General features: G+C 68.2%; 22 protein-coding genes and 1 tRNA gene. 11 read left to right on the top strand and 12 right to left on the bottom strand.

What is annotated here, in order from left to right; all coding sequences use genetic code 11:
- Positions 1-31: 31 nt before the first annotated feature.
- Together ABD912_RS08880 and ABD912_RS08875 are read right to left on the bottom strand one after the other, a co-directional pair.
- Positions 32-238, bottom strand: a complete 207-nt coding sequence (locus ABD912_RS08880; protein WP_345150131.1) for a hypothetical protein — start codon at positions 236-238, stop codon at positions 32-34.
- Positions 235-1,185, bottom strand: coding sequence for an SDR family oxidoreductase (locus ABD912_RS08875; protein ID WP_345150130.1), 951 nt, complete (start codon positions 1,183-1,185; stop codon positions 235-237). Before ABD912_RS08875 ends, ABD912_RS08880 begins: the two co-directional genes overlap by 4 nt.
- A 322-nt stretch (positions 1,186-1,507) precedes the next feature.
- Between ABD912_RS08875 and ABD912_RS08870 the strand changes: the two genes are divergently transcribed.
- Positions 1,508-2,467 (top strand): DNA topoisomerase IB, encoded by a 960-nt coding sequence (locus tag ABD912_RS08870; RefSeq protein ID WP_345150128.1) that lies wholly within the window; start codon positions 1,508-1,510, stop codon positions 2,465-2,467.
- 586 nt (positions 2,468-3,053) lie between these two features.
- Here the strand turns inward: ABD912_RS08870 and ABD912_RS08865 are convergent.
- From ABD912_RS08865 to ABD912_RS08845, 5 genes are all read right to left on the bottom strand, one after another.
- Positions 3,054-3,338 carry a DUF7218 family protein gene (locus ABD912_RS08865; RefSeq protein WP_345150126.1) on the bottom strand — a complete coding sequence of 95 codons (285 nt, stop codon included), beginning with the start codon at positions 3,336-3,338 and terminating at the stop codon, positions 3,054-3,056.
- A gap of 225 nt (positions 3,339-3,563) precedes the next feature.
- Positions 3,564-4,148: a DUF3618 domain-containing protein gene (locus ABD912_RS08860; protein ID WP_345150124.1), complete on the bottom strand. Its 585-nt coding sequence runs from the start codon at positions 4,146-4,148 to the stop codon at positions 3,564-3,566.
- On the bottom strand, positions 4,145-4,585 hold the full coding sequence (locus ABD912_RS08855) for a phage holin family protein (protein ID WP_345150122.1): 441 nt from the start codon (positions 4,583-4,585) through the stop codon (positions 4,145-4,147). Before ABD912_RS08855 ends, ABD912_RS08860 begins: the two co-directional genes overlap by 4 nt.
- Positions 4,582-5,451 carry a hypothetical protein gene (locus ABD912_RS08850; protein ID WP_345150121.1) on the bottom strand — a complete coding sequence of 290 codons (870 nt, stop codon included), beginning with the start codon at positions 5,449-5,451 and terminating at the stop codon, positions 4,582-4,584. Before ABD912_RS08850 ends, ABD912_RS08855 begins: the two co-directional genes overlap by 4 nt.
- Positions 5,452-5,948: 497 nt before the next feature.
- Positions 5,949-6,593, bottom strand: coding sequence for an SRPBCC family protein (locus ABD912_RS08845; protein ID WP_345150120.1), 645 nt, complete (start codon positions 6,591-6,593; stop codon positions 5,949-5,951).
- Positions 6,594-6,990: 397 nt separating this feature from the next.
- Here ABD912_RS08845 and ABD912_RS08840 point away from each other — a divergent pair, with 397 nt between their 5' ends.
- Complete coding sequence (locus tag ABD912_RS08840) at positions 6,991-7,320, top strand: DUF1540 domain-containing protein (RefSeq protein WP_345150119.1); 330 nt, start codon at positions 6,991-6,993, stop codon at positions 7,318-7,320.
- A gap of 157 nt (positions 7,321-7,477) precedes the next feature.
- Here ABD912_RS08840 and ABD912_RS08835 read toward each other — a convergent pair whose 3' ends face one another.
- Complete coding sequence (locus ABD912_RS08835) at positions 7,478-8,290, bottom strand: hypothetical protein (protein ID WP_345150365.1); 813 nt, start codon at positions 8,288-8,290, stop codon at positions 7,478-7,480.
- A 107-nt stretch (positions 8,291-8,397) separates the two neighbouring features.
- On the opposite strand from ABD912_RS08835, the gene ABD912_RS08830 reads away from it, so the two are divergent.
- The gene (locus ABD912_RS08830; RefSeq protein ID WP_345150118.1) at positions 8,398-8,898 is read left to right on the top strand and encodes a DUF456 domain-containing protein; all 501 of its coding nucleotides are present in this window, start codon (positions 8,398-8,400) and stop codon (positions 8,896-8,898) included.
- A 41-nt stretch (positions 8,899-8,939) separates the two neighbouring features.
- On the opposite strand, the gene ABD912_RS08825 is transcribed toward ABD912_RS08830, so the two are convergent.
- A complete protein-coding gene (locus tag ABD912_RS08825; RefSeq protein WP_345150117.1) occupies positions 8,940-9,611 on the bottom strand; it encodes a TetR/AcrR family transcriptional regulator in 672 nt (223 codons plus the stop codon).
- 129 nt (positions 9,612-9,740) lie between these two features.
- Here ABD912_RS08825 and ABD912_RS08820 point away from each other — a divergent pair, with 129 nt between their 5' ends.
- The 3 genes from ABD912_RS08820 to ABD912_RS08810 all read left to right on the top strand — a co-directional run bounded on the left by ABD912_RS08820 (position 9,741) and on the right by ABD912_RS08810 (position 13,660).
- The gene (locus ABD912_RS08820) at positions 9,741-11,159 is read left to right on the top strand and encodes a flavin monoamine oxidase family protein (RefSeq protein WP_345150116.1); all 1,419 of its coding nucleotides are present in this window, start codon (positions 9,741-9,743) and stop codon (positions 11,157-11,159) included.
- A complete protein-coding gene (locus tag ABD912_RS08815) occupies positions 11,152-12,036 on the top strand; it encodes a universal stress protein (protein WP_345150115.1) in 885 nt (294 codons plus the stop codon). The genes ABD912_RS08820 and ABD912_RS08815 overlap by 8 nt, the downstream gene beginning before the upstream one ends.
- Positions 12,037-12,133: 97 nt before the next feature.
- Positions 12,134-13,660 (top strand): APC family permease, encoded by a 1,527-nt coding sequence (locus ABD912_RS08810; protein ID WP_345150113.1) that lies wholly within the window; start codon positions 12,134-12,136, stop codon positions 13,658-13,660.
- 61 nt (positions 13,661-13,721) lie between these two features.
- Here ABD912_RS08810 and ABD912_RS08805 read toward each other — a convergent pair whose 3' ends face one another.
- Positions 13,722-14,192 carry an Lrp/AsnC family transcriptional regulator gene (locus tag ABD912_RS08805; RefSeq protein WP_345150111.1) on the bottom strand — a complete coding sequence of 157 codons (471 nt, stop codon included), beginning with the start codon at positions 14,190-14,192 and terminating at the stop codon, positions 13,722-13,724.
- A gap of 249 nt (positions 14,193-14,441) precedes the next feature.
- Here ABD912_RS08805 and ABD912_RS08800 point away from each other — a divergent pair, with 249 nt between their 5' ends.
- The 5 genes from ABD912_RS08800 (at position 14,442) to ABD912_RS08780 (ending at position 18,491) form a co-directional block, all read left to right on the top strand.
- On the top strand, positions 14,442-14,639 hold the full coding sequence (locus ABD912_RS08800; protein WP_345150364.1) for a helix-turn-helix domain-containing protein: 198 nt from the start codon (positions 14,442-14,444) through the stop codon (positions 14,637-14,639).
- 74 nt (positions 14,640-14,713) lie between these two features.
- A tRNA-Ala gene (locus tag ABD912_RS08795) sits at positions 14,714-14,786 on the top strand.
- Positions 14,787-14,992: 206 nt separating this feature from the next.
- Positions 14,993-15,661 (top strand): M48 family metallopeptidase, encoded by a 669-nt coding sequence (locus ABD912_RS08790; RefSeq protein WP_345150110.1) that lies wholly within the window; start codon positions 14,993-14,995, stop codon positions 15,659-15,661.
- 276 nt (positions 15,662-15,937) lie between these two features.
- Positions 15,938-16,708, top strand: coding sequence for an SDR family NAD(P)-dependent oxidoreductase (locus ABD912_RS08785; RefSeq protein WP_345150109.1), 771 nt, complete (start codon positions 15,938-15,940; stop codon positions 16,706-16,708).
- Positions 16,709-16,823: 115 nt separating this feature from the next.
- Positions 16,824-18,491, top strand: coding sequence for an amino acid permease (locus tag ABD912_RS08780; RefSeq protein WP_345150107.1), 1,668 nt, complete (start codon positions 16,824-16,826; stop codon positions 18,489-18,491).
- A gap of 190 nt (positions 18,492-18,681) precedes the next feature.
- Here ABD912_RS08780 and ABD912_RS08775 read toward each other — a convergent pair whose 3' ends face one another.
- Positions 18,682-19,386, bottom strand: a complete 705-nt coding sequence (locus tag ABD912_RS08775; RefSeq protein WP_345150106.1) for a cache domain-containing protein — start codon at positions 19,384-19,386, stop codon at positions 18,682-18,684.
- Positions 19,383-20,069, bottom strand: coding sequence for a FadR/GntR family transcriptional regulator (locus ABD912_RS08770; protein ID WP_345150104.1), 687 nt, complete (start codon positions 20,067-20,069; stop codon positions 19,383-19,385). Before ABD912_RS08770 ends, ABD912_RS08775 begins: the two co-directional genes overlap by 4 nt.
- Positions 20,070-20,169 lie beyond the last annotated feature (100 nt).

Here is a 20,169-nt window from a genome sequence, read left to right as displayed (position 1 = left end):
AGACCAGCGTGTCCACCGCGGTCCGCAGCGTTCAGGCGGCGAGGTACTGGCGCAGTCCCAGTTCCGCGGAGGACAGGTCCGAGGCCGCGTCCTCAAGGGAGTGCCCAAGGGAGGCGGTGATGCCGCCCTGGGACGTGAGGCAGCCCGCCAGCAGGGGACCGGCGAGCACCAGGCTCATCGCCACCCGCCACGGCCTGCGCACCGCCGGGGACCCGCGGGGACCGGCGGTCCTGGTCACGGCGAGGCCTTACCGCCATTGACATTGAGGGTTTCGCCCACGACGTAGCTGGATTCCGGGGAGGCGAGGAAAACGTAGGCGGGGGCCAGTTCCACCGGCTGTCCGGCGCGGCCCAGCGCGGTGTTGTGGCCGAACTTGGGCAGCTTCTCCTTCGGCTGGCCATCGGAGACCTGCAGGGGCGTCCAGATGGGGCCCGGCGCCACGGCGTTCACGCGGATCCCGCGGGGAGCCAGCTGTACCGCCAGCCCCTTGGTGAAGTTGTTGATGGCGGCCTTGGTCGAGGCATAGTCGAGCAGGTTCGGCGACGGGTCGTAGGCCTGGATGGACGTCGTGTTGATGATGCTGGCGCCGGCGGGCAGGTGGGCCAGTGCCTCGCGCGTGATGGTGAACATCGCCAGGATGTTCACCTCGAACGTGGTGCGCACCTGATCGTCGTCGAGGTCCTCGAACCGATCGACGCTCAGCTGCTTGCCGGCGTTGTTGACCAGGATGTCCAGCCCGCCCAGGGCCTCCGCCGCGTCGTGAGCCAGCTGACGACGGTACTCGGGATCCGTCAGATCCCCGGGCAGGGTGATCGCCGTCCGACCCGCCGCTTCAATGGTGGCGGCCACGTCCCTGGCATCCTCTTCCTCGGCCGGAAGGTAGGCAATGGCGACATCGGCGCCCTCCTTGGCGAAGGCGATGGCCACGGCCGCGCCGATGCCTGAATCGCCGCCGGTGACCAAGGCCTTGCGCCCCTTCAGCCGCCCGGTGCCAGTGTAGGACTCCTCGCCGTGGTCGGCGTGCGGTTCGAGCCGGGCATCAAGGCCCGGTTCGGGCTGGTCCTGTTTCGGCGGGCTGATCTTCGGATGGCGGGTGGTGGGGTCGTCGAGGGACAGCTGGTCCTTTTCCGACGCGGAGCCCTGCGGTTGGGTCTCGCCGCTGCCGCTGTTCGGGGAGTTGCTCATGGGTGCTTCCTCCAAGTTCCTGGAACCCTGGCCGCCCCCAGGTGGTGGATGGGCAGGCCGGTTGGGCTGGCGGGCCGCTCCGCGGATTCGGCGGCGCGTACCCCGCTCCGTCGTGGATTGCCGTGTTTCGTGAAGCCAACCACGAGGTCCCGCACCTTTCAAGGGGAGGTGAGGCGGAGCCACCGCGGGCACCGGACGCCAGGCCAGGCGTAGCCGGCCGGTCCCCGAAAGGCTGGAACCCGCCGTCGGAGGCTGGTTGACTAAGGGGCGGTCGGGATCCGGCCTTCCCCACCGGAGGGGGCGGGGATTCAGCGAGGGGCGTATGGACATTGTGCAGGTGAAACCGGGCCGCGGAGGCATCCGGAGGGACAGCGGCAAGGACGGATTCGAATACCGGACGTCCACCGGCCGGCTGATCCGGGCTGCCGCGACGCTGCGGCGGATCGACCTGCTGGCCATTCCACCGGCGTGGGAGCAGGTGTGGATCGCCTCCTCGCCCGGGGCCCATGTGCAGGCCACGGGCGAGGACGCGGCCGGCAGGACGCAGTACATCTACCATCCGCTGTGGCGCGAAGCCCGTGACGTGGAGAAATTTGCCCGTGCTCAGGCCTTTGCCGAGAGGCTGCCGCAGCTGCGCCGGGCAGTGACCCGGGACCTGGGCAGCGACTCGTCCCCCCGGCGCGCGGTGGCCGCGGCAGTGCGTTTGATCGACCAGGCCGGCCTGCGGGTGGGGGCCGAAGACTACGCGCGGAAGAACGGATCCTTCGGAGCAACCACGCTGCGGCGCCGCCACGTGCGGGTCGAGGAAGACGAAGTGCTGCTCGATTTTCCGGGCAAGTCGGGCCAGCGCTGGGAAATCCGGTTGCGGGACCCGCTCCTGGCGTCATACCTGGCTTCGTTGCCCCGACGCCCCGCCACCGCCCCGGCCTTGTGCCGGCCGGTGCGGGGAGGCAGGAGGATCCGGTGGCAGGCGCCGACGCCGGGAGAGGTGAACGCCTACATTGCGCAGGCGGCTGGGCAGGGGTTCACCGCCAAGGATTTCCGCACCTGGCAGGGGACGGTCACCGCGGCCCTGACCTTGTCCGAGGCATCGCAGAAGGGCACCGATCTGGCGGCCGCCGTGACGGCCGCGGTGCGGGCGACGGCGGAACGCCTGCACAACACACCGGCGGTGGCCCGTTCGGCCTACATCGACCCCCGCGTTATCGAACTGTTCGAGCAGGGGCGGGTCGCCGACCGCGCCCTTCAGCCGGACCGTGCAGTCCTGCAGCTATTGGACTAAGTAGCTAACGGACTGTGGCGCTCCGCGCCGTGAGCAAGCGGCTCCCGGGCTGGTCCGGCTTGGAGGGCTCCTCGGGATCCCTGGGCAGAGGCGTTGTGGTGCCGGGCCGGCGGTAGGGGTCCAGCGGATCCGGCATTGGGAACGGTGGCTCCGGGGCAGGAGTGGGCTCCGGCTGCGGGGGTGTGGAGGGATCGGGCCGCGAGGGTGGAGCGGGGCCAGGTTCCGGGGGAGCGGTCGGGTCGGGCCGCGAGGGCGGAGTGGGCTCCGGTGGCGGAGGCGTGGTGGGATCGGGCTGCGGGGGGACGCTGGGATCGCGGGGAGGAGTGGGACCGGGCTGCGGGGGAGCGCTGGGGTCCGGCAGCGGGGGGACGCTGGGGTCCGGTACCGGGGGAGTGGGCCCGGGTTGGGGAGGGCCTATCGGGCCGGGTTGCGGGGGAACGCTGGGGTCGACCAGCCGGGGGGTACTCCAGGCTTCGCGTCCCCAGGCCGCGGGGTGGGGCTGCCGGCCGATCCTGCCGGTGGGGTGCATGTCCATTGGTTCCCTTCCTACGGTTGGTGCCATTTCCAACGCCGCTTCCGCCGCGCGCTACGAATTCCGCAGGGCATCGATCAGTTCGGCCTTGCGGAGCTTCGAGTAGCCCTTGAGTCCGATTTCCCGGGCCCGGCCCTTCAGCTCATCGACGGTCCAGTCCTCGTAGCTGCCGGCTTCTCCGCCCCGCTCGCCCACTGCGGAGCGTCCGTAGCGGGCGGCCGCATTGGCGATCCGCGCAGCCTTGCGGGCCGAGTTTCCCTCGTCCAAGAGCTTCTGGTAGAGCTCCTCGTCCTTGATCCGTGGATTCCTGTTCTGGGTTGAATTCCTGTTTGGGGCCATCCCGATGCCTCCTGCATTCCGCGCGGCTTCTTTCCACGCGCCGTAACTCACCTGTCCCGTCTTCCGTACGTTTCCGTCTTCCCTGCACCGCTGTCCTCCGGTCCCCGTCGCCAGCGAAGCCCCACTGCGGAACGGGCGGCACTGGTCCGTCCGTCCGGCGGTGGGGCTTCGCTGGCGGTCACCGGTCTTCCACGCCCGGGCGCCAGGGCCCGGAAGAGGATTCGGTTACAGCACTTCGTCCCTGCGCGGCGGCGTTCCGCCCTCCTTCACGGAGTCGACTCCGCTTTGAGCCTCGCCGCGCACGGTTTCGAAGGATTCGGTTGCCGACTCCTTGACGGCGGCGGCAGCCTCCTGGGCCGGTTCCTGAAGGTCATGGGCGACTTCGGAAACCGCCGCCTTGACTTCCTCGGTCACGGGTTCGACCTTCTCCTTCAGGAGCGTAGCCGCCTCCCTTTCCTTCGCGGTCGGCGGGATCAGGGAGGAGACGATTGCCCCGACGCCGAAGGCAATCAGGCCCGCCGCGAGCGGATTGCCGCGGGTGGCCCGGGCCGCCTGCTGCGGGGCTTCCCTGACCGTTTCGCCGGCCCGGTGGGCGACGTCGTGGGCCGTGTCGCCCACAGAGGTCCCGACGTCGTCGGCGGCCCCCATGATGTTCTCGCGGAAACGGTGGAGTCCGTGCCGGACCCGCGTCTTTTGGCGGTCCACGGCGGCCGAGGGGCTGACCTTCTGGGCCAAGGCGTCCACGTCCCCGCCCACCTCGCGACGGGTGCGCTCGATGTCTGCCCGGATTTCTTCTGGTGTCTGGCTCATGGTGTCTCCTCACCGGGTTTCAGGGTGGGCGGGATCTCCTTGACCGTCGCCGCGGTCTGGGGCATGCCCCGCACGGATTCGAGTTGCTTCTTGCCACGCGAGGCCAGCACTGCGCCAATGATGGCCCAGATGACCGCCACGATCAGGGATGCCCAGCCCAGGCCGATCCATACGGACAGCGCCACGGCGATGGCCAGCGAGAGGAAGCCGAGGGCGAAATGCCCGGCCACCCCCGCTCCGGCCAACAGTCCCACGCCTTTGCCTGCGGTTTTCGCCGACTGCTGGATTTCCGCCTTGGCCAGCTGGACTTCCTGCCGCATCAGCGTGGACACGTCCTCTGTCAGCTCCCGGAACAGGTCTCCCAAGGAATTGTCGGCGGCACGCGCTCCCGGGTCGTCCGGGGCCGGGAACCCGGGTGACTCACGGTAGTCGCTCATGGATAGGTCTCCGTGCTTCCCGCGGCGGGATTCGCGGGCGGGCGGACGCTTGATCCCTCATCAATCCCCACGGATCCGGGAAGGGTCGTCCCCACCGAACCTGGGGGAGTCAGCCCGGCGCCGCCGGCGGGACTCGTCCCCACGGCCCCCGAGGGGGTGGTGTCGGCGGGCCACGCGGAGGGGGCAGCCGAGGGCCGCACGGGGCCGGGGGCAAGGTGGCTGGGGCGTTGCGAGGATTCGCTTCCCGCCTCCGCGGCCAGGTTGCGGGCCAGCCGCCCGGCCACCAGGCCGGCTCCGGCGGCTATGGCCAGGAAGGCTCCCGGGCGCCGCCGGGCGAACCGCCGCACTTCGTCGAGCATCGTCCCCGGATCCCGGTTCTCGAGCCATGAGGCGACCTGGTCGACCCGCTGGCCGGCCATTTGGACCAGGTCGGACCCCTGGCCACCCGAGGAGGCGCCGAGCATCGTGTTGAATTCTTCGCTCATGGAGCGAAGGTTCCCGGCAATCTTTTCCTGCTGCTTCCCGGCTTGGTCGCGCAGGTCCGTCTGGAGATCGGAGAGCAAGGATTTCGCCTGGGTCTTAGCCTCGCCCGCGACCTTTCGCGCCTCCTCGGAGGCCGTTTCGCCGACGTGTTGGGCGGCTTCCTTCCCGGCGGCCACCTTGCCCGTCTCCTGCTCCGAAGTCGTGGAGGTTGCGCCTGCCGTGGTCCCTCCGGGGTACGGCTCTCCGGCCGCGCTGCCTTCCGTGTCCCATCCGGTGGCCGGTGGAACACCGGTGGGCGGGACGTCCGTTGGCGGCCTGTTGAGGGGGTTGGTGGGATCTACGGGATCCCTGCGTGGGTTGGCGGAAAAATCCTCTGTGCTCATCTGATCCTCCATTGTTTGGGTCCTGCTTGCACACGTCCCAAGGGTTGGGCAGCACCGCGCGGATGCTGCGCCGGGTATCCGGCCCTCTCCCTCGGGGGCCACGGGGCCCCGAGGCCGGTTCACATGAGGCAACCGGCGCGAGGAGCGGACCGGATATCGATGCCGATAAGGAGTCTTGATCTATTGGTTGCTGTCCAACGGTCCATGCCACCGAACCTGCCCTCTCCGTTGCGGGGAAGGCGCCGGACGGGAAACCCCGGGTGAAGCAGCTGCGGCACCCGAGCCATCGGTGAGAACCGGTGGGTCTGGCACTCCGTTTCTCGCCGGCTGCGTACAGCCAAGCACGGACGCGCCGGGGAAACAAGGCCTCCAAAAACACGGTTGCGGCCGCGGGTCGCCGCCGTGTTTCCGACGCCGGGTCGACCGCCGGCCCGGCGGGTTTTCGGTGGGCGCGGTCCGTCGGAAGAGCCCTCTTTCCGAACCGTTCCGGAGGGCTGTCAGCCCAGCGGACCCGTGGGGTCGATGCTCCCTCTCCATGCCCCGGTTTCGGACCCGCGCTCCTCGATGAATTCGCGGAAACGGTGCAGATCTCTCTTGACCTGTGCCGAGTCGAAGCCCAGGGCGGCGCCCGCCTTCTCCATGAAGGTTTCGTCGTCCCACGTGAAGTCCACCGTCACGCGGGTCCGCGCCCCGGCCGGCACGGTGGCATAGGGATCGGCGGTACCTGTCGGCCGGGTTTGCATGTCCGGGTCCAGCGCGATCGGCGAGCCGGCCATGTCGTCGCCGGGCATCCCGACCCGCGGCAGTCCGGGGTCGACCCCTGGCGTTTCCTCGGCGACGCCGGGCGCAGGCCGGGTGGCGGCGTCGGCAGCCAACGGTTCGAAGCGGACAATGCCCTCGATGGCCTTGTTGTCCGTGCTTCTCCAGTGGATCAGCTGGTCCGGGACCTGCTCGACGATGCGGGTGTCGAATTCACGCTGCACTCCGCCCACCCGGGTGACCCAGTGGCTGGTGTCCGCCTCCTGCTGGACAACGCTTTCCACACCGGTCATGAACTCCGGGAACGATTCGAATTGGGTCCACTGGTTGTAAGCGGTCTGGACGGGAACGTCGACTTCGATGCTTTCCTGTACTCGTGCCATGGTGGTCTCTCCTGGCCGTAGATGGATTGTGTGTGCATGCTTCCCGCGGAACCTCCGTCAATCGTGTCCGGCACCCCCGTTCGAACTACGTTCCTGCCAATCCGAAACCATTCACCGGGAGATTCGGCTCTGGGGAACGGCGAGGAGTGGGATAGTGGCGGGGGACGGACTTTGCCGACCGGCCCCTCCCGGCTACCCGGTTCCGGGGAGCGCCTCCACCGTAGGCGTCGGGCCGCGGTGATTGTCAAGGGCTGGGGGACCGCCCCGGCGGAGGGGACATAGGCTGGCCTCACCGCAAAAGAGGCCGAAACCGGCACTAATTGGTTGCGGCAAATCGGACGTACGGTGTATTGGAGGGTTGTCCGGCCCGGGCAGCCACCGAGCAGGGGAGAACGCCATGACCGCTACGGCCAACGTCAGCGACTGCACCGTCGTCAACTGTTCCTTCAATGACCATTCGAATTGCCAGGCCGCCGGCATCACGATCGGCGGGGGCGAGGACCACGCGTCCTGCGCCACCTTCATCGACACCGGCATGCACGGCGGGCTGCGGAAAGTCCTGGCCACCGTCGGGGCCTGCCAGCGGGCCGAATGCGTCCACAACGACCAGCTGATGTGTTCCGCGCCGGAGGTCCATGTGGGCCCGGGGGCGGACAACGCGGACTGCCTCACCTACGAACACGCCGAAGGAAAAACCGCCGGGTTGGCTGGCGGAGCGGCCGACTGACCAAGGAATTGCCCGGCCCCGCGGACCGAGGGCGCGCCGGCCGTACGGCGCGCCCTCGGTCCGCCGCGCGGCCGGAAGGCTAGGGTCCTAGCGCTCGTTGCATCAACCGGACTCGCGGGAGCTGCAACTGCCGCGCCGCGCCAACGAACCGGTTGGCCTAGAGCTCGAAGTCGAACCCGTCGAAGAGCCCGCCGGCTTCCTCGACCATGCCGGTGCCTTCGCCGATCAGGTCGCCGCCGGCCGCCAGCGCCTCTCCGCCGGCGCCCATCAGTTCTTCGCCCGCCCCGGCCAGGCCCTCGCCGATGCCGGAGAACCCGTCCAGCAGCGGACCGGCGATCGCGGTGCCAATGAACGCCCCGGCGACGCCGGCGAGCAGCCCGCCGGCCATGCCCGCGGCCAGGCCGCCGGCGGCGCCGGCACCCACGGCCCGGCCGGTCCCGGACGAACGGGACAGCAGGTTCGGCATGAAGCCGGGCCGGCTGACCTCCGCGCGGGTCGCGGCGCGGGCGAGGTCGAACGGCTCGGCACTGCGCGGACGTTCCGCCGGCGGCAGCCCGTCGGAGAGCTCCTGCTGGAGGAGTGCGCGCTGCTGCGGCGTCAGCCGGGCGAACGCCTCGGCGTGGGCCCGCTCCATGTCCTGCGGCGGAGCCGTCTGCAGCATGTATCGGTACTTCGCGATAGCCGCGCGGTCCTCCGCGGAGGCAGCCGGGGCCCCGGGGGCGGCTTTAGGCTGGCTGGAGCCCGGGTACTGGCCCTGATCGTGGGGAGCGTTGCCATAGGGGGAGTTCCCGTACTGCGCATTTCCGTAGGGCGCCCCGCCCTGCTGCGGCGCGCCGTACTGGCTATTTCCGTACTGGCCGTTTCCGTGCTGCCCCTGCGCGCCCGTCTGGTTCGGCTTCTGCTGGCCCATTTGGTTGCGCAGGTATTCGCCCGCCATCTTCTGGCCTTTTTGGATCAGCTTGTCGAACATGCCCACGGTGTGCTCCTTGCGTTGGATTCCGGCTTGTCTCCCCGTACAACCGACGGGGAGAGGGTTAGGTTCCCGGGACTAGGCACAATGGCTGGCAGACTGGTCGGATGGACACCGAAATCGTCGTGACGGTCATCGCGGGAGTGCTGCTGGCCGTGGCCACCCTGGGCACCGTGTTCCCCGTGCTGCCGGGCAGCCTGCTCACGGTCGGCACCCTCTTGGCGTGGTCCTGGATCCTGGGAAGCACCGCTTCATGGACGATGGGCCTGCTCGGGATAGCCTTCGCCGTCGTCGGCTGGACGGCCTCCACCGTGCTGACCGGGCGCAACCTGAAGCAGCAGCAGATCCCCAAGGGCTCGACGCTCGTGGCCCTGCTCGCCGCGATCGTGGGCATGTTCCTGATCCCCGTAGTGGGACTGTTCGTGGGCTTCGGAGTGGGGCTGCTGGGATCCGAGTTCGTGCGGCGCCGGAACTTTCCCGAGGCGCTGCGGGCCAGCGGATCGGCACTGAAGGCCGCGGGCGCCGGCATCCTCGTCGAGTTCGGGTGCGCCGCGATGGCCGCCTCCCTGTGGGTGGTCGGCGTCGTCTGGCACTTCAGCACCCGCTAGCTGTACTCAGCCAGCAGGCTCCTTCGTCAGCTAGCGCCCAGCTAGGCTGGGCCCAGCATGCCGGTCAGCAAGGCGTCCAGGCCCAACTCGAACGCGGTGTCCGCGGGCCCGGCGCCGGTGGCCCGCTGCGCCTGCAGCGCCCCCGCGAACACGGGCAGCGCGGAGGCGTGCTGGCCCGGATCAAGGATGTCCAGCGGCGCCGTCGCATCCAGCGCGGAGCCAAAGATGAAGGACTCCAGGGCCACGATCGCCGGCACGATCCGCTCCGGATGCCAGCCCTCCGTGGACAGCCCCTCGGCAACGGCCTCGTACATCCGCAGCGTGCGCGGAGACCCGGCCACCGGCAGTACCGCCACCACGGGGATGAGTGGGGCGTGCTCGGCGAACACATCGCGGTAGGAACGCGCCCAGCGGCGCAGGGCTTCGCGCAGCGGCACCTGCCCGAACCCGGTGGAATCGACGCCGGACATCACGTGCTCCTGGACCCACTGCAACACCTCCTGCTTGGAGGATGCGTGGTTGTACAGGGCCGACGGCGAGACGCCCAGTTGGCGGGCCAGTGCGGCCATGGTCAGCGCGGGGTAGCCGCGCTCCGAGACGATCCCGAGCGCCGCCGTCGTAATGTGCGTGCGGTCCAGGACCGCGTTGCTCGGGCGGCCGGCGCGGCGGCGCGGAACAATCGTCCTGCCGTCCGCCATGGGCGGGGCACTCATGGGTTTCCTCTCGGGGCGCGAAGTGCGATCTTTTCAGTGACCGGCTTCACAAACATATGCCGGACGCGTATCGTAAGTCTATAAATGAACGTCATTCATTTATTGTCGAACACGAAGGTAGTGATCTCTATGGCAACGCTGGAACGCGATGTCGTCATCATTGGCGCCGGTCCCACCGGTCTGACCGCCGCCCATGAGCTGCGCAAGGCAGGCAAGACCGTCGCCGTGCTCGAAGCCCGCGACCGTGTCGGCGGTCGCACGTGGACCGATGTGATTGGCGGGGCGACCATCGAGATCGGTGGACAGTGGATCTCCCCGGACCAGACCGGGCTGTACTCGTTGCTGGAAGAGTTCGGCATCGAGACCTACCCGCGCCACAAGGAGGGGACCTCGGTGTTCGTCGGCCCCGATGGCAAGCGCATCGAGTACACCGGCGAAGACTTCCCGATCGCCCCGGAAAAGGTCGCCGAGATGGACAAGCTCATCGCCGTGATGGACGAATTGGCCGCCCAGATCGACCCGGACCGCCCGTGGGAGCACGCGCGCGCCGAGGAACTGGACATGATCTCCTTCCATCACTGGCTTCGCACCCTCACTGACGACGAGGACGCGGCCACAAACATCGGCCTGTTCATTGCCGGCGGCATGCTCACCAAGCCGGCCCACACCTTCTCCGCGTTGCAGGCGCTGCTGATGGCCGCCTCCGCAGGTTCCTTCAGCAATCTGGTCAACGAGGACTTCATCCTGGACCGCCGGATCGTGGGCACCATGCAGGGGGTCTCCAAGACCGTCGCCGCGCATCTGGGCGAGGACGTCGTTTTCCTGAACAACCCGGTGCTGAAGCTGGACTGGTCCGAGGAGGGTGTCACCGCCTACGGGGCCACCGTGACCGTCAGCGCCAAGAAGGCCATCGTGGCGGTACCGCCGAACCTGTACTCGCGCATCTCCTACAACCCGCCGCTGCCGCGCAAGAAGCACATCACCCACCAGCACCAGTCCATGGGCCTGGTCATCAAGGTGCACGCGGTCTACGACACCCCGTTCTGGCGCGCCAAGGGCCTCTCCGGCACCGGCTTCGCCCCGACCCAGATCGTTTCCGAGGTCTACGACAACACCTTCTACGAGGACACCCGCGGCACCCTGGTCGGCTTCATCTCCGACGTGCACGCCGATGCGATGTTCGAGCTGTCCGAGGAGGAGCGCAAGGCCCGCATCCTGGCCGACCTGGCCAACTTCCTCGGCGACGAGGCGCTGACCCCGGAGGTCTTCTACCTCTCCGATTTCGGCTCTGAGGAGTGGACCCGCGGCGCGTACGCCACCAGCTACGACCTGGGCGGGCTCTTCCGCTTCGGTCCGGACCAGTCGGTCCCGACCGGTGCGATCCACTGGGCCTCCTCGGACCTGGCGGGCGAGGGCTACCAGCACGTGGACGGCGCGGTCCGTATGGGCCGGCGCACTGCGGCACTGATCATCGCCGCGCTGGATGGAACCGCCCACGACCCGGCCTACGACGGCTCGGTCCCGGTGCCGGACACCGCTCATGCCTAGCGTCGCCCGCTACGTCGTCGGCTACACGGCCGACGAACGGGGCGCCGAGGCGCTGCAGCTGGGGGCGCGGCTGGCGGGCACCGACGGGTCCACCGAGCTGGACCTGGTCATGGCCCTGCCCGAGCACACGCCGTTCGAGGCCGTGTACAAGGGCGGGGCCCACAGCACCGACACGGTCCTGGGCGAAACCGTCAAGAAGTGGGCGGAGGAGGCCCTGGCGATGGTTCCGGAGGGGATCCCGGCCACCGTGCTGGCCCGCTCCGGGCCGTCCGAGGCCGAGGTCCTGATGGACGTCGCCAAGGAACGCGAGGCGCTGCTGATCGTCGTGGGCGCGCACCGGCGGGGGATCGCCGGCCGGTTCACCGTCGGGTCGGTGGCCTCGGCGCTGCTGCATAGCTCGCCGGTGCCCCTGGCGCTGGCCACGGCGGCGCCGGAGGCGGAAGCGGCACCGACCGCCGGGCTGAGCCGGGTCACCGCGTTCATCGGCACCCGGGCCGGTGCGCAGGCCGTCGTGGCCACCGCCGCGCTTGCCGCGGCGCGCCGCGGCTGCCCGCTGCGTCTGGTCTCGCTGATCCCGAGGGAGCTGGACGACCAGGCGGCTATCGCGGAGGCGAGCGCCGCCGCGATGGCCGAGCTCGACGCCGTCGTCGCCGAGACCGGGGTGAAGGCCGACGTCGTCGTGGCCCATGGCAGCGACATCGAAACCGCGGTCGAGGGCCTGGACTGGCGGCACGACGAAACCGCCGTGGTGGGCTCGTCGCGGCTGGGCCGCAAGCGCCGGATCTTCCTCGGCGCCACCGCGCACCGCATGCTGCGCACCCTGCCGGTCCCGCTGATCGTCGTCCCGCGGGACTACAAGCCGGGCATCGCAAAATAACCAATCACCACATCAGCTGGGCTCCCCGGCGCCGCAGCGCCGGGGAGCCCCACAAGGGACAGCCGTCCGGAGTCGATACTCACGTAAAGCAGGAACCATGACTTACACCGTTGCCGGCTCTGGGCCGGATAACACCGAAACCGGCGGAGGTTTGGGCGAAAAGGGCCTGAACAAGGGCGCCGTCGGTCTGCTGGGGGCCGTCGTCATCGGCGTCTCCTGCATCGCGCCGGCCTACACGCTCACCGCCGCGCTGGGTCCCACCGTGGCCGAGGTCGGAACGCACCTGCCGGCGATCTTCATCGCGGGCTTCCTGCCGATGCTGCTGGTGGCGCTGGGCTACCGCGAGCTGAACAACGCGATGCCGGACTCCGGAACCTCGTTCACCTGGGCCACCCGCGCCTTCGGCCCGTGGATCGGCTGGATGGGCGGCTGGGGCCTGATCGCCGCCACCATCATCGTGCTGTCCAACCTTGCGGCGGTCGCGGTGGACTTCTTCTACCTGATGCTCTCCCAGATCACCGGCAACGAGGCGCTCGCCGACCTGACGACCAACCTGTGGATCAACATCCCCACCACGCTCGTCTTCATCGCTGGCGCCTGTTGGATCTCCTACCGGGGCCTGCAGACCACCAAGGCATTCCAGTACGTCCTGGTGGGCTTCCAGTTGCTGGTGCTTGGATGGTTCGCCATCGCCGCATTCATGCACGTCGCCAACGGCACCGCGTTCGACGCCACTCCCATTTCCCTGGAGTGGTTCAACCCGTTCGGCGTGGAATCCTTCTCCGCCTTCGCCGCCGGCGTCTCCCTGTCCATCTTCATCTTCTGGGGCTGGGACGTCACCCTGACCATGAATGAGGAAACCAAGGATCCGGACAAGATCCCCGGCCGCGCCGCAACCCTCACGATCCTAATCATCATGGGCATCTACATGCTGGTCTCGCTGGCAGTGATCAGCTACGCCGGCACCGGCGACACCGGCCTGGGCGCCGGCAACCCGGAGAACCAGGAGTCCATCTTTGCCGTGCTGGCCGGACCCATCATGGGGCCCTTCGCGATCCTGATGTCGCTGGCCATCCTCTCCAGCTCAGCGGCCTCGCTGCAGTCCACCTTCGTCTCCCCGGCCCGCACCCTGCTGGCCATGGGCTACTACAAGGCCCTGCCGCCGCGCTTCGGCCGGGTCAGCCCCCGGTTCCTCTCCCCGTCGACGGCGACCATCGCGTCCGGCGTTGCCGCCGCCGCGTTCTACGTGGTTACCCGGCTGGTGAGCGAGAACGCCCTCTGGGACACCATCACCGCCCTGGGCATGATGATCTGTTTCTACTACGGCATCACCGCGCTGGCCTGCGTCTGGTACTTCCGCCGCGAGCTGTTCGCCGGCTGGAAGAGCGTGGTCTTCAAGTTCCTGGCGCCGCTGATCGGCGGCACCATCCTGCTGGTCATGTTCGTGAAGACCGCCATCGACTCCATGGACCCGGACTACGGTTCCGGAAGCTCGCTGTTCGGGATCGGCACGGTGTTCATCCTGGGCATGGCCGTGCTGCTGATCGGCGTCGTGCTGATGTTCGTGATGCGGCTCAGGCACCCCGCCTTCTTCCGCGGCGAGATCCTGCGGACACGCAAGTAGGCGTCCGCCCCGTCCCTCCCGGTCCATCCTGGACGGACGGGGCCACGGGCCTGTCCGGCGTCTATTCGCCGAGCAGGCCCGTTGTGCGGTACGGGATGACCTCGCGCAGGAACATGGAGGTGGAGGTGCGCTTGATGCCGGGGCAGAGGCGGATGACTTCGCTGACCCGGTAGAGGTCGTCGGGGTCCTTCGCGGCCACGCGGATCAGCAGGTCGGTGTCCCCGGCCGGGGCAACGCAGTCCAGCACCTCCGGAATCTCCCGCAGCGCCGCGATGGCCTCGTTGAGCAGGGACTGGTCCACTTCGGCGCTGACGGCGGCGGACACCCCGCGGCCGAGCGCGGCCGGGCTGACGCGGATGCTGTTAGGGCGCAGGGCGCCGGACGCGGCGAGCTTCTCCAGGCGGGCCTGGACGGTGCCGCGGGCAAGCCCCAGGATCTGGGCCAGCATCATCACGGGGATGCGGGGATCCGGGTCCATGGCCAGCAGGATCCGCTTGTCCGTCTCGTCCAGCTGGTGGATCTCGGGGGTCATGGAATGGCTCCTGGAAAGTAGCTGGCACGGCCCGCCGGGGTGCCGTTGAGGGCGGAAGGGGTGGGAGGGTTGAAGGCGTCCCAAACGCTCGCCCCAACGGAACAAGACTAGTCAAAATGCCCGGCCGGTCCCAACCGTGTTGCGCGGTATGGGCGATGTGCGTCGCGGCTCCGGCGCGCGCTTTTCCACAGGCCGGGGGAGGGAGTGGAAAGCGGTGGGGCGGCGCGCTACTTTCGTTGCATGAGATTCATGCGTCTGGAAGACGTGGCCGAGGAGCTGAACGTGAATATGCCCCAGGTCCGTTCGCTGGTGCGCAGCGGGGAACTTCCGGCGATCCAAATCGGCGGGCGCGGCGTGTGGCGCGTGGAGCGCACCGAACTGGAGGCCTACATCCAGCGCCAATACGCGGCCGCCCGGGAGAACGCCAACCAGCACGAAACGCTGTAGGCGCGCCGTTTTGGCCGGAACGCGAGGGACGCGTTATCCTTACAGGGTTGCAATTCCGGATGGAACTGCGGCACGGGGCTTTAGCTCAGTTGGTAGAGCGTTTCGTTCGCAATGAAAAGGTCAGGGGTTCGATTCCCCTAAGCTCCACAAAAGTTACGGACCGCCGATTCCTTTACAAGGGGATCGGCGGTCCTTTTTTGTGGGCCCCTGGGCCCGGCTGCGACGTGGCACCCCTCCCTGGAACCGGCCGTATCGGTTGCCGCCCGCCCGGCGGTAGATTTGTTGTGGGGCGCGGGCGCCATGCAGCGGGCTCGGGATCCCGCGGAGTATGGGGAGCTTAGGGAGTGTCGGCCATGAGCAATTCGGCCCGGAACGATTCAGCCCAGGGCAAGGAGTCCATCCTCGCTGTCGCCGGGCCTATGCTGCAACGCATTGCGGCAGCGGCGGGTCAGGTGGTGCCAAGGCTGGTTGTTATCAACCGCTGGGGCCGGAAGCCGCGTGCGGCAAGTGCCATTGCGAAAACGCGCGTGCGGGGCGGGGCCCGGTCGGTGATCGCGTTGTCGCCGGAGGCGGTGTCGAGTCTCAGCACGGCGGCCTTGGAGTTTCTCCTTGCCCACGAATATGGCCATATTGCCCTGCGCCGGTCCCTGTGGGCGCGAGCGCGGTGGGCTTGCGGGATTGTGCTCCTTGTGTTGGGGTTCCTGAGCCTCGTGGCCGCCGTGTTCCTGCCGGTTCTGGGCGCGCTGGTGGTGGCCGTGCTGATGGCTGGCATCTTCGCGACCTTGGGTGCGGGGCTGTTCGCGTCGCGCCGGCACGAGGAGGAGGCGGACGATTACGCGGCTGCCTACCAAGGCAGCCTGGGCGGTGCGGACGAGCTGTTCCGGTGGCTGGCGGTGCGTCGGGCGAAGGCGCGGGCGGCGGGGCTCCTGGGCGGGCTGACGGCAACGCATCCACATCCGCTCGACCGGCTGGAGCGGCTCACCAAGAAGCGAAAAGGTCCAGTTCGGGACGGTCTTGCCTGAGGCGAATCCCTGACCGGGGCCGTATCGCGCCACGTTGGTAGCGGGGCTCAGGGTTGATGCTTGCGCCCAAAAGGGGCCTGCCCTCAACGTCCGGCGGGCCCCTTCCCTGCGCGGAGCCCAAGGAAACGAACCCGCAACGCGGGAGTGACATGAACGTAAACCTTTAATACTAAATTCTATTGCCTAGGGTGATCGACTCGCCTTACAGTTGTGGAAATCGCAGAAACGTGGCCGGCGTCACACCCCGGCCCATGCAGGAAAATCCCACGGAGGTTGATGATGAATGCCTTGTCCCTAGCTGGCCAAGTGGCCATGGTTACCGGCGCTGGCCACGGAATCGGTCGTGCCAGCGCCTTGGCCCTTGCCGAGGCAGGCGCCCTGGTGGTGGCCACGGACGTCGATTTCGCGGGAGCGTCCGAAACCGAGCAGCTCATCAAGAACGCCGGCTATGCCGCGGTCGCCGCCACCGCCGACGTGACGGATGCCGAGGCGATGGTCGCGGCGGTCGATGACATCGTCCGCACACACGGCCGGCTGGACATCGTCCACGCCAACGCCGGTGTGCTCATGGCAGGAACCGCCCTGACCCAGACCCTGGACGAGTGGGACAAGACCTTTACGGTCAACGTGCGCGGCACGTTCCTCACGGTGCGGGCGGCACTGCCCCAGATGGTGCAGCAAAAGTCGGGCGCCATCATCATCACCGCGTCCGTGTCCGGGCTGATCGGGGAACCTGACCTGGTCGCCTACAACTCCTCCAAGGGCGCCCTCGTGAACCTCACGCGGCAGCTTGCGATCGAGTACGCCGAGCACGGCATCCGCGTCAACGGCATCTGCCCCGGATGGATCGAAACGGGATTCAACGACCCGGTGCTCGGCCATCTGGAGACGGAGGAACTGGACCAGCTCGTGGGACGGCAGGTACCCCTGGGGCGCCAGGGGACGCCGGAGGACATCGCCCCCTCGGTGGTGTTCCTCGCATCGGACTGGGCCCGGTACATCACCGGACAGCTGCTTCCGATCGACGGGGGACTGACGTCGATGTAGCCGCCCTTACATGCGGACGCCACCCAGTGGCAGCGTCCAGGGAACCTGTTGCGAAAAGCCTCACTGGCTAACACATCCCCTTATCACCAGCCCACCACCACAAGGATTGACTCCCATGTCTGTCTCCGAATCACGTCGCTCCGACGACGACGTTCTTGCCAATCTGGGCTACAAGCCCGAGCTGAAACGGTCCTGGTCCGGTTTTTCCAACTTCGCCATCTCCTTCTCCGTCATCTCCATCCTCAGCGGCCCCTTCATCAGCTTCTTCATCGGATGGAACAACGGCGGTCCCGCGGCGATCAGCTGGGGCTGGCCGATCGTGTGCGCGCTGATCCTCGTGGTCGGCCTGTGCATGGGCGAACTCGTCTCGGCGATGCCCACCTCCGGCGGCATGTACTACTGGGCCGCCAAGCTGGGCAGCCTCCGGTCCAGCTACTTCACCGGCTGGCTCGACTTCCTCGGGCTGCTGGCCATCGTCGCCGCGGTCTCCTACGGCTGCGCGACCTTCATCGACATCACCCTGTCCTCGTTCAGCCAGGCCTGGGCCGACGGCTACTCGCTGACCCGCGTGTTCCTGATCTTCATCGGGGTGCTGGCCGTGGTCACCCTGCTATCGATCTTCTCCAGCCACCTGCTGGCTATCTTCAACAACATCTCGGTGTGGTGGCACGTCATCGGCACGGTCGCCATCATCGCCATCATCATCTTCGTGCCGCAACACCACGCCAGCGTGGCGGACGTGTTCACCCAGCGGATCAACAACACCGGCATGTTCGACGGCGCCACCACCGGACTCGGGTTCGTGTTCCTGGTGCTGCCGCTGGCGGTGATCCTGCCCCAGTTCACCGTCACCGGCTACGACGCCTCCTGCCACATGTCCGAAGAGACCAAGGGAGCCTCCAACTCCGCCGCCAACGGCATCTGGCAGGCCATTCTCTACTCGGCGATCGGCGGCTGGATCCTGCTGCTGGGCATCCTCTTCGCCGTGCAGGACGCAGATGCCGTATCCGCCAGCGGCGGCAGCGTGGTCACCATCCTGAACCAGGCGCTCAGCGGCCCCTGGGTCAGCGCCGTGCTGGTGATCTCCACCGTGGGACAGTGCTTCTGCGCCCTGGCTTGCATGACCTCCACCACCCGCATGCTGTTCGCCTTCAGCCGCGACGGCGCGGTTCCCGGCGCCCGCTTCTGGACCCGGCTCAACAAGAGCGGGGTGCCCCTCTACAGCGTGGCCCTGGTCGCCGTGCTCGCGATCGTCCTGACCCTGCCGGCCCTGGTGCCGGTGGACATCAACGGCGCTCCCGTACCCGTGGCGTTCAACGCCGTCGTGTCCATCGGCGTGGTGGGGCTGTACCTGGCCTTTGGGATTCCGATCTTCCAGCGCCTGCGCAAGGGCTCGGCCTTCCAGAAGGGATCCTGGACCCTGGGCCGCCACTACAAGTGGCTGAGCGTTGTCGCCGTCGTCGAGATTGCCGTGACCACCGTCATCGCGATCCTGCCGACCTCCCCCGGCGGGGTCCCCTGGAGCCCGGAGTTCGAGTGGAAGTATTTCAACTACACGCCCTTGGTGGTCGGCGGCACTTTGCTGACGCTGTGGCTGGCCTGGCAGATCCGGGTGAAGCACACCTATACCGGTCCCCGCTCCACCGTTGACCTGCCCGCAGGGCTCACCTCGGCTGACGAGCTGGAGGTCGAGTACGAGGAGCACCACCCCGGCCATCACCACCATGCACCGAACGAGGGTGGCGGGCAGGACCGGTCGAACAGCACTAGCCCCGGCCGCTGAACCCCGCTGCTAAACCCTGCCGCTGGGTCCCGGGCACCTTGAACCCCGGGCACCTGCGCCGGCATCCGCGCCGCCGGCGCTGGCTATCCCCTTAGGGGAAAGCCTGCGCCGGCGGTGCGTTTGCATGGCCACCCGGTCGGATTGCGACGGCGCACCGCTTGGGCGGGCGGGGAGCAGCCGGCGACGAGGGTCAGTCGGCGACGATGAGGTGCCAGGGGGGAGACGCGAGGTCCGCCACCGGCACAGTCACTGAACCGACAACGGCTCGCGATCCCTCGAAGCGGGTGCCCGGGGCGAACCGGGCGCTGTTGGAGGCAACCACTTTCCCGGTTTCGGTGATGAGGGCGACGTGCTCGTCCCTGCGGCCGAGGTTGCGCAGAAAGGCGCGTTCGATGAAGTCCATCGAGAGATCGGCTCCTGCCACGGCAACGGTGTGCGATCCGCGCAGCACCGGCCTCGACGCGGTGACGATCTTCATGTCGGCGCCGCCGAAGTCCAAATACGGGCCGATGAGTTCGGGGTGACCGGACGCCAAGGGACGCTCGAACCACGTCATTTCGGTGTAGTCGTAGTAGTTGAGCGAGGCGGGATTGAGATTGTGGGGGATGAAGACCAGCTGTCCCCTGATGAGGCTCCACCATTGGTGCCAGGTTTCAGCGTCCTTGAGCAGCCCCGGGACGACCGAGACTCCAGCGCTGTCGACGAGGCCGCCCTGCTTCATGACGATGCCCTCGACGACCGGCCTCAGGGCCTCCAACGTGCTTCGTGACGGTCCCGAAGCGTCAATGATCCTCGTGGTCTCTCCGGAGAGGACCGCCAGGTCGGCGAAGACCCGCTCAAGGCACTGGCCCAGGGCGCCTGCGGTCGCGCGCAGGACCTCATCGAGGGACTTCATGGCGTGTCCGCCAGATCCAAGGTCAGGAGCGCCAGGTGCTGGTCGATGATGAGGGCGCCTTCCCGTTCGAAGTGGGCGATCGCGATGTCTTCGGCCGCGGCGGGGTCTCCCTGCCCGATCGCGTCGAGGAGGGCCGCATGTCCCTGCCTGGCGGTTGCGTGCTCGTCCAGCCACACCTGTCCCCACGTCAGGGGGGACAGCTCGGCATGGATCTGGATGAGGAGCGAGGTCAGGCGGCGAGACTGTGCCGCCACGCCGAGGCCGATGTGAATCCGTGCATCCGTCTGGCGAAGCATGTGCGGCTCGGAACTCGTTGCGAACCGCTGGGCGAGGCTGCGGAGGCGTCGGAGATCCTGCTCGTCGGATCGCCGGGAGGCCAGCCGTGCCGCGGAACCTGCCGTTGAGGCCGCCAGGTCGATGAGGTCGCGCAGGTCGTCGCTCTTGTATCTGCGCAGTTCACGCGCAATGTCCGTCTCGTGTACCGGAAGCGTTCCGGTGACGTAGCTTCCGCCTCCGCGCCCTCGATGGGTCTCCAGGAGGCCCTTGCTTCTGAGGACGGCGAGGGACTGCCGCAGGGTGAGGGGGGAGACGCCCAGGCGGTCTGCCATCAGCTGTTCCGGAGGGAGCCGTTCGCCGGGGTTGAGCAGGCCCAGGCCGATGGCGGTCTCCAGTTGCAGGGTCACACGCTCCGCGAGCCCTAACGCTTCCGGTCCGTGGGCTCGGATTTGGGCCGCCATGTCGAGGGCGCGGGGGGACACGCTCCCAGCGAAATCCTTCACCGTT

This window comes from Arthrobacter ginkgonis (assembly GCF_039540195.1).
Taxonomy (GTDB): Bacteria; Actinomycetota; Actinomycetes; order Actinomycetales; family Micrococcaceae; genus Zafaria; species Zafaria ginkgonis.
The sequence above is the reverse complement of the archived record's forward strand: the minus strand, read 5'-3'. Positions and strand labels throughout refer to the sequence as shown.

Excerpts from the sequence above, each read along its gene's own strand:
- ABD912_RS08875 (WP_345150130.1), bottom strand. The coding sequence starts at position 1,185 with ATGAGCAACTCCCCGAACAGCGGCAGCGGCGAGACCCAACCGCAGGGC.
- ABD912_RS08870 (WP_345150128.1), top strand. The coding sequence starts at position 1,508 with ATGGACATTGTGCAGGTGAAACCGGGCCGCGGAGGCATCCGGAGGGAC.
- ABD912_RS08865 (WP_345150126.1), bottom strand. The coding sequence starts at position 3,338 with ATGGCCCCAAACAGGAATTCAACCCAGAACAGGAATCCACGGATCAAG.
- ABD912_RS08860 (WP_345150124.1), bottom strand. The coding sequence starts at position 4,148 with ATGAGCCAGACACCAGAAGAAATCCGGGCAGACATCGAGCGCACCCGT.
- ABD912_RS08855 (WP_345150122.1), bottom strand. The coding sequence starts at position 4,585 with ATGAGCGACTACCGTGAGTCACCCGGGTTCCCGGCCCCGGACGACCCG.
- ABD912_RS08850 (WP_345150121.1), bottom strand. The coding sequence starts at position 5,451 with ATGAGCACAGAGGATTTTTCCGCCAACCCACGCAGGGATCCCGTAGAT.
- ABD912_RS08845 (WP_345150120.1), bottom strand. The coding sequence starts at position 6,593 with ATGGCACGAGTACAGGAAAGCATCGAAGTCGACGTTCCCGTCCAGACC.
- ABD912_RS08840 (WP_345150119.1), top strand. The coding sequence starts at position 6,991 with ATGACCGCTACGGCCAACGTCAGCGACTGCACCGTCGTCAACTGTTCC.
- ABD912_RS08835 (WP_345150365.1), bottom strand. The coding sequence starts at position 8,290 with ATGTTCGACAAGCTGATCCAAAAAGGCCAGAAGATGGCGGGCGAATAC.
- ABD912_RS08830 (WP_345150118.1), top strand. The coding sequence starts at position 8,398 with ATGGACACCGAAATCGTCGTGACGGTCATCGCGGGAGTGCTGCTGGCC.
- ABD912_RS08825 (WP_345150117.1), bottom strand. The coding sequence starts at position 9,611 with ATGAGTGCCCCGCCCATGGCGGACGGCAGGACGATTGTTCCGCGCCGC.
- ABD912_RS08820 (WP_345150116.1), top strand. The coding sequence starts at position 9,741 with ATGGCAACGCTGGAACGCGATGTCGTCATCATTGGCGCCGGTCCCACC.
- ABD912_RS08815 (WP_345150115.1), top strand. The coding sequence starts at position 11,152 with ATGCCTAGCGTCGCCCGCTACGTCGTCGGCTACACGGCCGACGAACGG.
- ABD912_RS08810 (WP_345150113.1), top strand. The coding sequence starts at position 12,134 with ATGACTTACACCGTTGCCGGCTCTGGGCCGGATAACACCGAAACCGGC.
- ABD912_RS08805 (WP_345150111.1), bottom strand. The coding sequence starts at position 14,192 with ATGACCCCCGAGATCCACCAGCTGGACGAGACGGACAAGCGGATCCTG.
- ABD912_RS08800 (WP_345150364.1), top strand. The coding sequence starts at position 14,442 with ATGCGTCTGGAAGACGTGGCCGAGGAGCTGAACGTGAATATGCCCCAG.
- ABD912_RS08790 (WP_345150110.1), top strand. The coding sequence starts at position 14,993 with ATGAGCAATTCGGCCCGGAACGATTCAGCCCAGGGCAAGGAGTCCATC.
- ABD912_RS08785 (WP_345150109.1), top strand. The coding sequence starts at position 15,938 with ATGATGAATGCCTTGTCCCTAGCTGGCCAAGTGGCCATGGTTACCGGC.
- ABD912_RS08780 (WP_345150107.1), top strand. The coding sequence starts at position 16,824 with ATGTCTGTCTCCGAATCACGTCGCTCCGACGACGACGTTCTTGCCAAT.
- ABD912_RS08775 (WP_345150106.1), bottom strand. The coding sequence starts at position 19,386 with ATGAAGTCCCTCGATGAGGTCCTGCGCGCGACCGCAGGCGCCCTGGGC.